This window comes from Escherichia sp. XD33 (assembly GCF_019375075.1).
In the GTDB taxonomy this organism is placed as follows: domain Bacteria; phylum Pseudomonadota; class Gammaproteobacteria; order Enterobacterales; family Enterobacteriaceae; genus Enterobacter; species Enterobacter flexneri_A.
Genome location: NZ_JAENDM010000002.1, coordinates 126,741 through 140,643, shown reverse-complemented (window position 1 = coordinate 140,643; position 13,903 = coordinate 126,741). Strand labels below are relative to the sequence as shown.

The following is a 13,903-nucleotide window of genomic DNA, read 5'->3' as shown; positions in this document are numbered from 1 at the left end:
ACGACAAAAGCTAAATATCGCAAAAACCTCAGTAAAAATCTTGCTGGAGCTATTATTGCTAAGTAACATTTACCCCCTGAAGTTAATGGATCAATCAAGAGAGATGTGGGCTGTAATGAATCGTCTTATTGAATTAACAGGTTGGATCGTTCTTGTCGTTTCAGTCATTCTTCTTGGCGTGGCGAGTCACATTGACAACTATCAGCCACCTGAACAGAGTGCTTCGGTACAACACAAGTAAGCTCTGCACTTGTGGAGCGACATGCTGCCCGTCCGGGTGCATGTTTTCACTTGTCGGATATTAAACCAGGAATTTATTATCTTGTTCGATGTTGTTGGTGATTGTCAGGGATAGTAAAGCGCGTTACTCTTTTCAGAGCAGTTTTTCATCCCTGAATATTTGCCATCAGCGCATTCTTATTATTGTAATAACACAAGCGTTCACTTTTGGTGAAATTTTATCATCACTAATAATACCTACCCCTTTGGTATTAATTATTTTATGGACCTTTTATGACTGTTCAGGACTACTTATTAAAATTTCGCAAAATCAGTTCACTCGAAAGTCTGGAAAAACTCTACGACCATCTTAATTACACCCTGACGGACGATCAGGAACTGATCAATATGTATCGTGCTGCCGATCACCGTCGCGCAGAGCTGGTTTCTGGCGGGCGTTTGTTTGACCTCGGCCAGGTACCGAAGTCCGTCTGGCACTATGTCCAATAAAGAAAGTAGCGATCGGTTATAAAAGCCTTATAATAACGCCCCTAAAATTAGATTTGCCTGTTTGCGTCGCTATTCTGGAGAACCTATGACCACCACAACGCCACAACGTATTGGAGGCTGGTTGCTTGGCCCGTTGGCCTGGCTTTTAGTCGCTCTGTTGAGTACGACGCTGGCGTTGTTGCTGTATACCGCTGCGTTATCTTCTCCGCAAACATTTCAAACGCTCGGCGGACAAGCACTGACGACACAAATCTTATGGGGCGTTTCTTTTATTACCGCTATCGCCATGTGGTATTACACACTGTGGTTGACCATCGCTTTCTTTAAACGTCGGCGTTGTGTTCCTAAACACTATATTATCTGGCTGCTTATTTCCGTATTGCTGGCAGTAAAAGCATTCGCTTTTTCACCCGTGGAAGATGGCATAGCCGTTCGCCAGTTGCTGTTTACTTTGTTGGCAACCGCATTGATCGTCCCCTATTTCAAACGCTCGTCGCGGGTAAAAGCGACGTTTGTGAATCCGTAATAACCTTACAGTTAACCTGTTGTCGCCTGCTCTGGATTAACGGATAATAGGCGGCTTTTTTATTTCAGGCCGAAAAATGACTGACTACCTGTTACTGTTTGTCGGAACTGTACTGGTCAATAACTTTGTACTGGTCAAGTTTCTCGGTCTCTGTCCGTTTATGGGGGTTTCCAAAAAACTGGAAACCGCGATGGGCATGGGGCTGGCAACAACGTTTGTGATGACGCTGGCGTCTATTTGCGCCTGGCTTATCGATACGTGGATTTTGATCCCACTTAATCTGATTTACCTGCGCACCCTGGCATTTATTCTGGTGATTGCTGTGGTCGTGCAGTTCACCGAGATGGTGGTGCGCAAAACCAGCCCGGTGCTTTACCGTCTGCTGGGGATTTTTTTGCCGCTTATCACCACCAACTGTGCAGTGCTCGGCGTGGCGTTGCTGAATATCAATCTCGGGCACAATTTCTTGCAGTCGGCGCTGTACGGTTTTTCCGCCGCTGTCGGTTTCTCGCTGGTGATGGTGCTCTTCGCCGCCATCCGCGAACGCCTTGCTGTGGCTGATGTCCCGGCACCTTTTCGCGGTAATGCCATTGCGTTAATTACCGCAGGTCTTATGTCTCTGGCCTTTATGGGCTTTAGTGGTTTGGTGAAGTTGTAATGAATGCTATCTGGATTGCCGTTGCCGCCGTGAGCCTGCTGGGCCTGGCGTTTGGCGCCATTCTGGGTTATGCCTCCCGCCGTTTTGCGGTGGAAGACGATCCGGTCGTTGAGAAAATTGACGAAATCTTACCGCAGAGCCAGTGTGGTCAGTGCGGTTATCCCGGCTGTCGCCCCTACGCGGAAGCCATCAGCTGTAACGGTGAAAAAATCAACCGTTGCGCCCCAGGTGGCGAAGCTGTGATGCTAAAAATTGCCGAGTTGCTTAATGTCGAGCCGCAGCCGCTGGATGGCGAAGCGCAAGAGATAACGCCTGCGCGGATGGTGGCGGTTATTGATGAAAATAACTGTATTGGCTGCACTAAATGTATTCAGGCGTGTCCGGTAGACGCCATCGTTGGCGCTACCCGTGCCATGCATACGGTAATGAGTGATCTCTGTACGGGCTGCAATTTATGTGTTGATCCGTGCCCGACGCACTGCATCTCGTTGCAACCGGTCGCAGAAACACCTGACTCCTGGAAATGGGATCTGAACACCATTCCCGTGCGTATCATTCCCGTGGAACACCATGCTTAAGTTATTCTCTGCATTCAGAAAAAATAAAATCTGGGATTTCAACGGCGGCATCCATCCACCGGAGATGAAAACCCAGTCCAACGGTACACCCCTGCGCCAGGTACCCCTGGCGCAGCGTTTTGTTATTCCACTGAAACAGCATATTGGCGCTGAAGGTGAGTTGTGCGTTAGCGTCGGCGATAAAGTATTGCGCGGCCAGCCGCTTACCCGTGGTCGCGGCAAAATGCTGCCTGTTCACGCGCCCACCTCGGGTACCGTTACGGCTATTGCGCCCCACTCTACGGCTCATCCTTCAGCTTTAGCTGAATTAAGCGTGATTATTGATGCCGATGGTGAAGACTGCTGGATCCCGCGCGACGGCTGGGCCGATTATCGCACTCGCAGTCGCGAAGAGTTAATCGAGCGCATACATCAGTTTGGTGTTGCCGGGCTGGGCGGTGCAGGATTCCCAACAGGCGTTAAATTGCAGGGTGGCGGAGATAAGATTGAAACGTTGATTATCAACGCGGCTGAGTGCGAGCCGTACATTACCGCCGATGACCGTTTGATGCAGGATTGCGCGGCTCAGGTCGTAGAGGGTATTCGCATTCTTGCGCATATTCTGCAGCCACGCGAAATTCTTATCGGCATTGAAGATAACAAACCGCAGGCGATTTCCATGCTGCGCGCGGTGCTGGCGGACTCTAACGATATTTCTCTGCGGGTGATTCCAACCAAATATCCTTCTGGCGGTGCTAAACAATTAACCTACATTCTGACCGGGAAGCAGGTTCCACATGGCGGGCGTTCATCCGATATCGGCGTATTAATGCAAAACGTCGGCACTGCTTATGCAGTGAAACGTGCCGTTATTGATGGCGAGCCGATTACCGAGCGTGTTGTAACCCTGACTGGCGAAGCAATCGCTCGCCCGGGCAACGTCTGGGCACGGCTGGGGACGCCAGTGCGTCATTTATTGAATGATGCCGGATTCTGCCCCTCTGCCGATCAAATGGTGATTATGGGTGGCCCGCTAATGGGCTTTACCTTGCCATGGCTGGATGTCCCGGTCGTAAAGATTACCAACTGTCTGTTGGCTCCCTCTGCCAATGAACTTGGCGAACCACAGGAAGAACAAAGCTGCATCCGGTGTAGCGCCTGTGCTGACGCCTGCCCTGCGGATCTTTTGCCGCAACAGTTGTACTGGTTCAGCAAAGGTCAGCAACACGATAAAGCTACCACGCATAACATTGCTGATTGCATTGAATGTGGGGCTTGCGCGTGGGTTTGCCCGAGCAATATTCCCCTGGTGCAATATTTCCGTCAGGAAAAAGCTGAAATTGCGGCTATTCGTCAGGAAGAAAAGCGCGCCGCAGAAGCCAAAGCGCGTTTCGAAGCGCGCCAGGCTCGTCTGGAGCGCGAAAAAGCGGCTCGCCTTGAACGACATAAGAGCGCAGCCGTTCAACCTGCAGCCAAAGATAAAGATGCGATTGCTGCCGCTCTGGCGCGGGTGAAAGAGAAACAGGCCCAGGCTACACAGCCTATTGTGATTAAAGCGGGCGAACGCCCGGATAACAGTGCAATTATTGCAGCACGGGAAGCCCGTAAAGCGCAAGCCAGAGCGAAACAGGCAGAACTGCAGCAAACTAACGACGCAGCAACCGTTGCTGATCCACGTAAAACTGCCGTTGAAGCAGCTATCGCCCGCGCCAAAGCGCGCAAGCTGGAACAGCAACAGGCTAATGCGGAACCAGAAGAACAGGTCGATCCGCGCAAAGCCGCCGTCGAAGCCGCTATTGCCCGTGCCAAAGCACGCAAGCTGGAACAGCAACAGGCTAATGCCGAGCCAGAACAACAGGTCGATCCGCGCAAAGCCGCCGTCGAAGCCGCTATTGCCCGAGCCAAAGCGCGCAAACGGGAACAGCAACCGGCTAATGCGGAGCCAGAAGAACAGGTTGATCCGCGCAAAGCTGCCGTCGAAGCGGCTATTGCACGCGCCAAAGCACGCAAGCTGGAACAGCAACAGGCTAATGCGGTACCAGAAGAACAGGTTGATCCGCGCAAAGCGGCAGTTGCCGCGGCTATTGCCCGCGCTCAGGCCAAAAAAGCCGCCCAGCAGAAGGTTGTAAACGAGGACTAAATGGTATTCAGAATAGCTAGCTCCCCTTATACCCATAACCAGCGCCAGACATCGCGCATTATGCTGTTGGTGTTGCTCGCAGCCGTGCCAGGAATCGCAGCGCAACTGTGGTTTTTTGGTTGGGGTACTCTCGTTCAGATCCTGTTGGCATCGGTTAGTGCTCTGTTAGCCGAAGCTCTCGTACTCAAACTACGCAAGCAGTCGGTAGCCGCAACGTTGAAAGATAACTCAGCATTGCTGACAGGCTTATTGCTGGCGGTAAGTATTCCCCCCCTCGCGCCATGGTGGATGGTCGTGCTGGGTACGGTGTTTGCGGTGATCATCGCTAAACAGTTGTATGGCGGTCTGGGGCAAAACCCGTTTAATCCGGCAATGATTGGTTATGTGGTCTTACTGATCTCCTTCCCTGTGCAGATGACCAGCTGGTTACCGCCACATGAAATTGCGGTCAACATCCCTGGTTTTATCGACGCCATACAGGTTATTTTCAGCGGACATACCGCCAGTGGTGGTGATATGAACACACTACGCTTAGGTATTGATGGCATTAGTCAGGCGACACCGCTGGATACATTTAAAACCTCTGTCCGTGCCGGTCATTCGGTTGAACAGATTATGCAATATCCGATCTACAGCGGTATTCTGGCGGGCGCTGGTTGGCAATGGGTAAATCTCGCCTGGCTGGCTGGCGGCCTGTGGTTGCTATGGCAGAAAGCGATTCGCTGGCATATTCCCCTCAGCTTCTTAGTAACGCTGGCGTTATGCGCAACGTTGGGCTGGTTGTTCTCACCAGAAACACTGGCAGCACCGCAAATTCATCTGCTGTCTGGTGCGACCATGCTCGGCGCATTCTTTATTTTGACTGACCCGGTTACCGCTTCTACGACCAATCGTGGTCGTCTTATTTTCGGCGCGCTGGCGGGCTTATTAGTCTGGTTGATCCGCAGTTTCGGCGGCTATCCTGACGGCGTGGCTTTTGCCGTCCTGCTGGCGAACATCACGGTTCCTCTGATCGATTACTACACGCGTCCGCGCGTCTACGGCCATCGCAAAGGGTAAACCATGCTGAAAACTATCCGAAAACACGGCATTACGTTGGCGCTATTTGCAGCGGGTTCAACAGGGTTAACTGCGGCCATCAACCAGATGACCAAAACGACGATTGCTGAACAGGCCAGTCTGCAACAAAAGGCGTTATTTGATCAGGTGCTGCCAGCCGAACGCTATAACAATGCGCTGGCACAGAGTTGCTATCTGGTAACTGCGCCAGAGTTAGGTAAAGGTGAGCATCGGGTTTACATCGCCAAACAGAATGACAAACCGGTAGCCGCCGTTCTGGAAACAACCGCGCCAGATGGCTATTCCGGTGCGATTCAGCTGCTGGTGGGAGCCGATTTTAACGGCACGGTACTTGGCACGCGCGTGACAGAGCACCACGAAACGCCAGGGCTTGGCGATAAAATCGAACTGCGCCTTTCTGACTGGATCACCCATTTTGCGGGTAAAAAAATCAGTGGTGCGGATGATGCGCATTGGGCGGTGAAGAAAGATGGTGGTGATTTCGACCAGTTCACCGGCGCAACGATTACTCCCCGCGCGGTGGTTAATGCGGTAAAACGCGCCGGATTGTACGCTCAGACGTTACCGTCACAACTTTCTCAACTTCCTGCCTGTGGAGAATAAAGCGTGAGCGAAATTAAAGACGTTATTGTTCAGGGGTTGTGGAAAAACAACTCTGCGCTGGTCCAGCTGCTCGGCCTCTGTCCGCTATTGGCGGTCACGTCCACTGCCACTAACGCTCTGGGTTTAGGACTTGCGACTACGCTGGTACTGACGCTGACTAACCTGACCATTTCGACGCTGCGTCACTGGACGCCAGCCGAGATCCGCATTCCCATTTACGTGATGATCATCGCCTCGGTGGTCAGCGCTGTACAGATGCTGATCAACGCCTACGCCTTTGGCCTGTATCAATCATTAGGGATTTTTATTCCGCTGATTGTCACTAACTGTATCGTGGTGGGCCGCGCTGAAGCCTTCGCCGCCAAAAAAGGTCCGGCGCTTTCGGCACTGGACGGCTTTTCAATTGGTATGGGCGCAACCTGCGCCATGTTCGTGCTGGGTTCACTACGCGAAATTATCGGCAATGGCACGTTGTTTGACGGTGCAGATGCGCTGTTAGGTAGCTGGGCAAAAGTATTACGCGTGGAGATTTTCCACACCGACTCCCCTTTCCTGCTGGCGATGCTGCCACCAGGTGCATTTATTGGCCTGGGACTGATGCTGGCAGGAAAATACCTGATTGATGAAAGAATGAAAAAGCGCCGTGCTGAAGCAGCTGCAGAACGTGCATTGCCAAACGGTGAAACAGGGAATGTCTGATGAATAAAGCAAAACGCCTGGAGATCCTCACTCGCCTGCGTGAGAACAATCCTCATCCCACCACCGAGCTTAATTTCAGTTCGCCTTTTGAATTGCTGATTGCCGTACTGCTTTCCGCTCAGGCGACCGATGTCAGTGTTAATAAGGCGACGGCGAAACTCTACCCGGTGGCGAATACGCCTGCAGCGATGCTTGAACTGGGCGTTGAAGGGGTGAAAACCTATATCAAAACGATTGGGCTTTATAACAGCAAAGCAGAAAATATCATCAAAACCTGCCGTATCTTGCTGGAGCAGCATAATGGCGAGGTTCCGGAAGATCGTGCTGCGCTTGAAGCCCTGCCCGGCGTAGGTCGTAAAACAGCCAACGTCGTATTAAACACTGCATTCGGCTGGCCGACTATTGCTGTCGACACGCACATTTTCCGCGTTTGTAATCGTACTCAATTTGCGCCGGGGAAAAACGTCGAACAGGTAGAAGAAAAGCTACTGAAAGTGGTTCCAGCAGAGTTTAAAGTCGACTGCCACCATTGGTTGATCCTGCACGGGCGTTATACCTGCATTGCCCGCAAGCCCCGCTGTGGCTCTTGTATTATTGAAGATCTTTGTGAATACAAAGAGAAAGTTGACATCTGAAGAAAAGGGGTAACACCGATTACCCCATTGATAACCTTTCTTTATCCTCTTTTAAAACATCTTTTTAACGTCAATGATGCCATTGCTTAGCGTTATCATCAGGTAATCCGTTTGCGGATAACCAAAAATGCAGGTTAATTGTTTTTTTAATAGCGAAATTTTCTATTCATTCGTGATCAAGATCACGATGCTGTCGCAATGTAAAAACATTGCAAGAATCAGTTTAAAATCATTTAAATTTACACACGCAACAAATATTGACCTACAAAACATTACACTGGCTATTTTTCAGAAACTGGACTATCTCACTAGTAAAAACGCTAAATAGCAGAACATATCGCCGTTAAGCCATCACCCCCCTCTCAGTGCAGTGAAAAAATCTGCCGTTACGTTTTTTGAAAAATTTAACGCTGGATAACATTTCCCGGAATGGTTGAATTCCCCGCCTCAGTTATATGTAACAGATTATTACAAAGGACTTGTCTGAAAGTGCAAGATAGTGAACATTACCTGCCGTTTCCCCTCCCACTATAACAATTGCGCGTATGTTTTTTATACATAACGCGAGAAAGCACCCCCGTTAATATGGGATGTAAAAAAAGAGGTAAAAGTGTCCACTGCAAACCAAAAACCAACTGAAAGCGTCAGTTTGAACGCTTTCAAACAACCGAAGGCGTTCTATCTCATCTTCTCGATTGAGTTATGGGAACGTTTTGGTTATTACGGCCTACAAGGAATTATGGCTGTTTACCTGGTTAAACAACTGGGTATGTCTGAAGCGGATTCAATCACCCTTTTCTCTTCCTTTAGTGCCCTGGTTTATGGTCTGGTCGCTATCGGCGGCTGGTTAGGTGACAAGGTACTGGGTACTAAACGCGTAATTATGCTCGGCGCTATTGTGCTGGCGATTGGTTATGCTCTGGTTGCCTGGTCTGGTCACGACGCCGGTATCGTTTATATGGGTATGGCGGCTATTGCGGTCGGTAACGGCCTGTTTAAAGCTAACCCGTCTTCTCTGCTTTCTACATGCTATGAGAAAAACGACCCGCGTCTGGACGGTGCATTCACCATGTACTACATGTCCGTCAACATCGGCTCTTTCTTCTCTATGATTGCTACGCCGTGGCTGGCCGCGAAATACGGCTGGAGTGTTGCGTTTGCGTTGAGCGTTGTAGGCCTGCTGATCACTATCGTTAACTTCGCCTTCTGCCAACGCTGGGTTAAACAGTACGGTTCAAAACCAGACTTCGAGCCTATCAACTACCGTAACCTGCTGCTGACCATTATTGGTGTTGTGGCACTGATCGCTATCGCCACCTGGCTGCTGCACAATCAGGAAGTTGCGCGTATGGCGCTGGGCGTTGTTGCCTTCGGTATCGTGGTTATCTTCGGTAAAGAAGCCTTCGCGATGAAAGGTGCTGCGCGTCGTAAAATGATCGTTGCCTTCATCCTGATGCTCGAAGCCATTATCTTCTTCGTGCTGTACAGCCAGATGCCAACGTCACTGAACTTCTTTGCGATTCGTAACGTTGAGCACTCCATTCTGGGTCTGGCCGTAGAACCTGAGCAGTATCAGGCACTGAACCCGTTCTGGATCATCATCGGTAGTCCGATTCTGGCCGCTATCTATAACAAGATGGGCGATACCCTGCCGATGCCAACCAAGTTTGCAATCGGCATGGTGATGTGTTCTGGTGCGTTCCTGATTCTGCCGCTGGGTGCGAAATTCGCGTCTGACGCTGGTATCGTGTCTGTAAGCTGGCTGGTCGCAAGCTATGGCCTGCAGAGCATCGGGGAACTGATGATCTCTGGTCTGGGTCTGGCAATGGTTGCTCAACTCGTTCCGCAGCGTCTGATGGGCTTCATTATGGGTAGCTGGTTCCTGACCACTGCCGGTGCAAACCTGATTGGTGGTTATGTTGCGGGTATGATGGCTGTGCCGGATAACGTTACCGATCCGCTGATGTCACTGGAAGTCTATGGTCGCGTATTCTTGCAGATTGGTGTCGCTACTGCCGTTATTGCAGTACTGATGCTGCTGACCGCGCCGAAACTGCACCGCATGACGCAGGATGACGCTGCAGACAAAGCGGCGAAAGCAGCCGTAGCGTAAAATTCAGGGAAACTCTTTTACAAGCCGCTAACTTTTCGTTAGCGGCTTTTTTTTTGTTCAGCAACGCACTACCATACTTTAAACCACAGACAAAAGGAGTTACCGATGAAATTGTTCTACAAACCGGGTGCCTGCTCTCTCGCTTCCCATATCACCCTGCGTGAGAGCGGAAAGGATTTTACCCTCGTCAGTGTGGATTTAATGAAAAAACGTCTCGAAAACGGTGACGATTACTTTGCCGTTAACCCTAAGGGGCAGGTGCCTGCATTGCTGCTGGATGACGGTACTTTGCTGACGGAAGGCGTAGCGATTATGCAGTATCTTGCCGACAGCGTCCCCGACCGCCAGTTGCTGGCACCGGTAAACAGTATTTCCCGCTATAAAACCATCGAATGGCTGAATTACATCGCCACCGAGCTGCATAAAGGTTTCACACCTCTGTTTCGCCCTGATACACCGGAAGAGTACAAACCGACAGTTCGCGCGCAGCTGGAGAAGAAGCTGCAATATGTGAACGAGGCACTGAAGGATGAGCACTGGATCTGCGGGCAAAGATTTACAATTGCTGATGCCTATCTGTTTACGGTTCTGCGCTGGGCATACGCGGTGAAACTGAATCTGGAAGGGTTAGAGCACATTGCAGCATTTATGCAACGTATGGCTGAACGTCCGGAAGTACAAGACGCGCTGTCAGCGGAAGGCTTAAAGTAATAGCCATCGGCCCACAGGTCGTTGTGGGCCGAAATGAGATATTTCAGAGCTTTGTTGCGCTGAAGTAATGTTCTGGTTTGGCAATACGATCCTGAGCAGCCACCACTTGCAGCTCATATTCCTGCATTGCTTTGGTGGTCACCATGATTTCGTAGACTGCAGCGGTCACATGTTCCAGCGCCTCCTGCAGCGTTGCCCCCTGAAGCAGTTTCACCAGCAGTAAACCGCTCGTCACATCACCAACACCTACCGGCTGGCGCATACCAAAATCCACCAGCGGACGGCTGATATGCCAGGCTTCATCGGCGGTGACCAGCAGCATTTCAAAACGGTCACGGCTGTAGCCAGCTCGCGCCAGGTGTTTAACCAACACAATTTGTGGCCCTTGCGCAATGAGTTCGCGCGCTGCCAGAACCGCTTCTTCGACGTTATTTACCGCATGCTCACAGAGTATTTCCAGCTCAACCAGATTTGGCGCAATGATATCGCTGGCAGGCAAACCGTGCCGCACATGAAACTCTGCGACACCCGGTGCAACGATACAGCCTTTTTCCGGATGACCCATTACCGGATCGCAAAAATATTTCGCCTGCGGATTCGCGGCTTTCACCTGACGGACGATACCGAGGATATGTTCACCCTGCTCCGCCGATCCCAGATAGCCACTTAATACGGCATCACAGGTGTGTAATTTATCAATGGCGGCAATGCCTTGCACAATTTCGGTTAAATGGCTGGGCGGCATCACGCAGCCAGTCCATTTGCCGTATTGGGTGTGATTAGAAAATTGAACGGTGTTCAGCGGCCAGACGTTCGCGCCCAGGCGGCGCATCGGAAACTCTGCCGCACTGTTACCCGCATGACCATAAACAACGTGAGACTGGATAGCGAGAATATTTTTCATCATGTTCCCTGTATAAAAACCAGGGGGAGTGATTTCTCACTCCCCCTTTCCACTTAATGCATTATTTCCAGCAAATCAGACAGTAATTCTTTTTACCGCGACGCAGTAAGGTAAAACGACCAAACAGACGATCTTCTTCTTTAAAGAAGTATTCAGGATCGGACTGTTTTTCACCGTTAATGGTGATGGCATTGGAGGCGATAGTTTTACGTGCCTGACCACGGGAAGGTTGCAGTTCAGAATCGACCAGTGCCTGCATCAGGTCTGCGCCCTTTTCCATCTCAACCATCGGTACGCCGTCCTGCGCCAGCTGTTCGAAGTCCGCTTCACTCAGCGCACTCAAAGAACCGCTGAACAGGCATTCGGTAATACGTTTTGCCGCCTGTAAACCTTCTTCACCGTGAACCAGACGAGTCACCTGCTCCGCCAGTACATACTGGGCGCGCGGTGCTTTACCGCTGTTTTTATCTTCTTCTTCCAGGGCGTTGACCTCTTCAATGCTCATAAAGGTGAAGAACTTCAGGAAGCGGTAAACGTCGGCATCCGCAGTGTTGATCCAGAACTGGTAGAATTTGTACGGGCTGGTTTTCTTCGGATCCAACCAGACTGCGCCGCCTTCAGTTTTACCAAATTTGGTGCCATCTGCTTTAGTGATCAGCGGAACGGTCAGGCCAAACACCTGATTCTGATGCAGACGACGGGTCAGGTCGATACCAGAAGTGATGTTACCCCACTGGTCAGAACCACCAATTTGCAGCACCACACCGTACTGTTTGTTCAGACAGGCGAAGTCATAACCCTGCAACAGGTTGTAGGAAAACTCAGTGAACGAAATCCCCTGATCTTCACGGTTGAGACGCTGCTTAACCGCTTCTTTGTTGATCATCTGGTTAACGGAGAAGTGTTTGCCAATATCGCGCAGGAAGGTCAGCACATTCATATTGCCGAACCAGTCATAGTTGTTCGCCGCGATAGCAGAGTTTTCTCCACAGTCGAAATCGAGGAACGGGGCAACCTGCTTACGGATTTTGTCCACCCACTCCTGAACAGTTTCTTCGGTGTTCAGCTTACGCTCGGCAGCTTTGAAGCTCGGGTCGCCAATCAGACCCGTCGCGCCGCCTACCAGCGCAACCGGCTTGTGGCCCGCCTGCTGGAAGCGTTTCAGGCATAACAATGGAACAAGATGCCCCAAATGCAAGCTGTCAGCGGTAGGATCGAAGCCGCAATAGAGCGCGATCGGGCCTTGCGCCAGTCGCTCTGCTAACGCTTCCTCGTCCGTCACCTGGGCTACCAGCCCCCGCTCTTGCAATTGTTTAATCAAGTTACTGCTTGCCATCAAAATCTCCATGTATATAACGACTGCACCTTTGCCGGTACACGACTTTTCGCCAGATGCGAAAGAGACATAGAATAAAGTGCCAGAATCAGGAGTACCAGCGATTAAAGCAAGATTTTTGCATCTTTTCAGGGTGCAAGACGATCAATCTTCCACGCATCATTTTCACGCTGGTACAAAAAGCGGTCATGCAGGCGATGCTCACCACCCTGCCAGAACTCAATCTGTTCAAGGCTGACGCGAAAACCGCCCCAAAAGCTCGGCAATGGCACTTCGCCCTGTTGAAACTTCTGCTTCAGCTCCAGGAATTTACTTTCAAGGATACCGCGGGCAGAAATGCGACTGGACTGCTTCGAAACCCATGCACCAATCTGGCTATCACGCGGGCGGCTATGAAAATATTTCATCACTTCGAGAGTCGAAAGTCGTTCTGCTTTACCGATCACCATCACCTGGCGCTCAAGGGTATGCCACGGGAACAGCAGGCTAACGCGCGGATTATTTTCGATTTGATGTGCTTTACGGCTGCCGAGGTTGGTGTAAAACACCATGCCTTTTTCGTCGTAATGTTTGAGTAAAACGATGCGCTGATAAGGCTGACCATGTTCATCCACGGTAGCGACCACCATCGCGGTAGGGTCCGCCAGTTTGGCTTCACAAGCCTGAGAGAGCCAACGTTCAAAAAGGGTTAATGGATCGGCGGGAAGATCGCGGCGGCGTAACCCGCCTTTGGTGTATTCACGGCGCAGATGCGCGATTTGCTGCAATTCGTCGTTATCAGACATGGTTTTCTTTACGGATTGTCAGTGGGTGACGCTATTGTGCGCCGCCCCTGGAAAAATCTCAACGCTGTGGATTTTGTAACTGACAGTTATTCAAGACGATGCGGTCGCGTTTATAGACAGTCGCTTCATCGCCTTTCGACCAGAAAACATAGATTCCGTCAGTGTAACGCGCGCCAGAGGCTGAAATGCCCTGTTTGAGATGCAGTAGTTGATTATCGTAAACAAAACTGACCTCCTGGCGCGGATTATTCAGTTTGACCGTCAACGGTTTTTCATCACACTGGTATTCCAGCGTATCGGTTTGCATGCGCTCAACCAGCTGATTAAAGGCGCTACAGCCGGAGAGAAGGACCGGCAAAATGATAATTAACAGTTTTTTCATAGTCATATCCCGAAGACTTTCCTGGTCTGGAGGGCAATACGCCCT

At 50.7% G+C, this 13,903-nt stretch carries 16 protein-coding genes; 12 read left to right on the top strand and 4 right to left on the bottom strand.

Features of this window, described 5'->3' with window-relative positions; genetic code table 11:
* The first annotated feature begins 115 nt into the window (after nucleotides 1-115).
* The 12 genes from blr to gstA all read left to right on the top strand — a co-directional run bounded on the left by blr (nucleotide 116) and on the right by gstA (nucleotide 10,451).
* Nucleotides 116-241 (top strand): division septum protein Blr, encoded by a 126-nt coding sequence (blr, locus tag K0778_RS02205; protein ID WP_001300888.1) that lies wholly within the window; start codon nucleotides 116-118, stop codon nucleotides 239-241.
* Nucleotides 242-513: 272 nt separating this feature from the next.
* Entirely contained in the window at nucleotides 514-729 is a 216-nt protein-coding gene (gene ydgT / locus K0778_RS02200) for a transcription modulator YdgT (RefSeq protein ID WP_000217950.1), read from the top strand.
* A gap of 85 nt (nucleotides 730-814) precedes the next feature.
* Nucleotides 815-1,255 (top strand): DUF2569 domain-containing protein, encoded by a 441-nt coding sequence (locus tag K0778_RS02195; protein ID WP_000214176.1) that lies wholly within the window; start codon nucleotides 815-817, stop codon nucleotides 1,253-1,255.
* Nucleotides 1,256-1,331: 76 nt separating this feature from the next.
* The gene (rsxA, locus tag K0778_RS02190; protein ID WP_000133193.1) at nucleotides 1,332-1,913 is read left to right on the top strand and encodes an electron transport complex subunit RsxA; all 582 of its coding nucleotides are present in this window, start codon (nucleotides 1,332-1,334) and stop codon (nucleotides 1,911-1,913) included.
* Nucleotides 1,913-2,491: an electron transport complex subunit RsxB gene (gene rsxB / locus K0778_RS02185; protein WP_000991805.1), complete on the top strand. Its 579-nt coding sequence runs from the start codon at nucleotides 1,913-1,915 to the stop codon at nucleotides 2,489-2,491. Before rsxA ends, rsxB begins: the two co-directional genes overlap by 1 nt.
* Nucleotides 2,484-4,610 carry an electron transport complex subunit RsxC gene (rsxC, locus tag K0778_RS02180; protein WP_000915768.1) on the top strand — a complete coding sequence of 709 codons (2,127 nt, stop codon included), beginning with the start codon at nucleotides 2,484-2,486 and terminating at the stop codon, nucleotides 4,608-4,610. Before rsxB ends, rsxC begins: the two co-directional genes overlap by 8 nt.
* On the top strand, nucleotides 4,611-5,669 hold the full coding sequence (rsxD, locus tag K0778_RS02175) for an electron transport complex subunit RsxD (protein ID WP_000231922.1): 1,059 nt from the start codon (nucleotides 4,611-4,613) through the stop codon (nucleotides 5,667-5,669). It abuts the gene before it with no gap.
* Between the two features lie 3 nt (nucleotides 5,670-5,672).
* Entirely contained in the window at nucleotides 5,673-6,293 is a 621-nt protein-coding gene (rsxG, locus tag K0778_RS02170; protein WP_000920802.1) for an electron transport complex subunit RsxG, read from the top strand.
* A 3-nt stretch (nucleotides 6,294-6,296) separates the two neighbouring features.
* Complete coding sequence (gene rsxE, locus K0778_RS02165) at nucleotides 6,297-6,992, top strand: electron transport complex subunit RsxE (RefSeq protein WP_001289652.1); 696 nt, start codon at nucleotides 6,297-6,299, stop codon at nucleotides 6,990-6,992.
* Complete coding sequence (nth, locus tag K0778_RS02160; protein ID WP_001030339.1) at nucleotides 6,992-7,627, top strand: endonuclease III; 636 nt, start codon at nucleotides 6,992-6,994, stop codon at nucleotides 7,625-7,627. Before rsxE ends, nth begins: the two co-directional genes overlap by 1 nt.
* Nucleotides 7,628-8,237: 610 nt before the next feature.
* Nucleotides 8,238-9,740, top strand: coding sequence for a dipeptide/tripeptide permease DtpA (gene dtpA / locus K0778_RS02155; RefSeq protein WP_000100932.1), 1,503 nt, complete (start codon nucleotides 8,238-8,240; stop codon nucleotides 9,738-9,740).
* 105 nt (nucleotides 9,741-9,845) lie between these two features.
* Nucleotides 9,846-10,451 carry a glutathione transferase GstA gene (gene gstA / locus K0778_RS02150; RefSeq protein WP_000765749.1) on the top strand — a complete coding sequence of 202 codons (606 nt, stop codon included), beginning with the start codon at nucleotides 9,846-9,848 and terminating at the stop codon, nucleotides 10,449-10,451.
* A gap of 43 nt (nucleotides 10,452-10,494) precedes the next feature.
* Here the strand turns inward: gstA and pdxY are convergent, their stop codons facing one another.
* From pdxY to mliC, 4 genes are all read right to left on the bottom strand, one after another.
* Nucleotides 10,495-11,358, bottom strand: a complete 864-nt coding sequence (pdxY, locus tag K0778_RS02145) for a pyridoxal kinase (protein ID WP_001307229.1) — start codon at nucleotides 11,356-11,358, stop codon at nucleotides 10,495-10,497.
* A gap of 58 nt (nucleotides 11,359-11,416) precedes the next feature.
* Entirely contained in the window at nucleotides 11,417-12,691 is a 1,275-nt protein-coding gene (gene tyrS / locus K0778_RS02140; RefSeq protein WP_063084888.1) for a tyrosine--tRNA ligase, read from the bottom strand.
* A 128-nt stretch (nucleotides 12,692-12,819) separates the two neighbouring features.
* Nucleotides 12,820-13,476, bottom strand: a complete 657-nt coding sequence (gene pdxH, locus K0778_RS02135; RefSeq protein WP_001282319.1) for a pyridoxamine 5'-phosphate oxidase — start codon at nucleotides 13,474-13,476, stop codon at nucleotides 12,820-12,822.
* A gap of 58 nt (nucleotides 13,477-13,534) precedes the next feature.
* Nucleotides 13,535-13,864 carry a C-type lysozyme inhibitor gene (gene mliC, locus K0778_RS02130; protein WP_000178044.1) on the bottom strand — a complete coding sequence of 110 codons (330 nt, stop codon included), beginning with the start codon at nucleotides 13,862-13,864 and terminating at the stop codon, nucleotides 13,535-13,537.
* Between the last annotated feature and the right edge of the window lie 39 nt (nucleotides 13,865-13,903).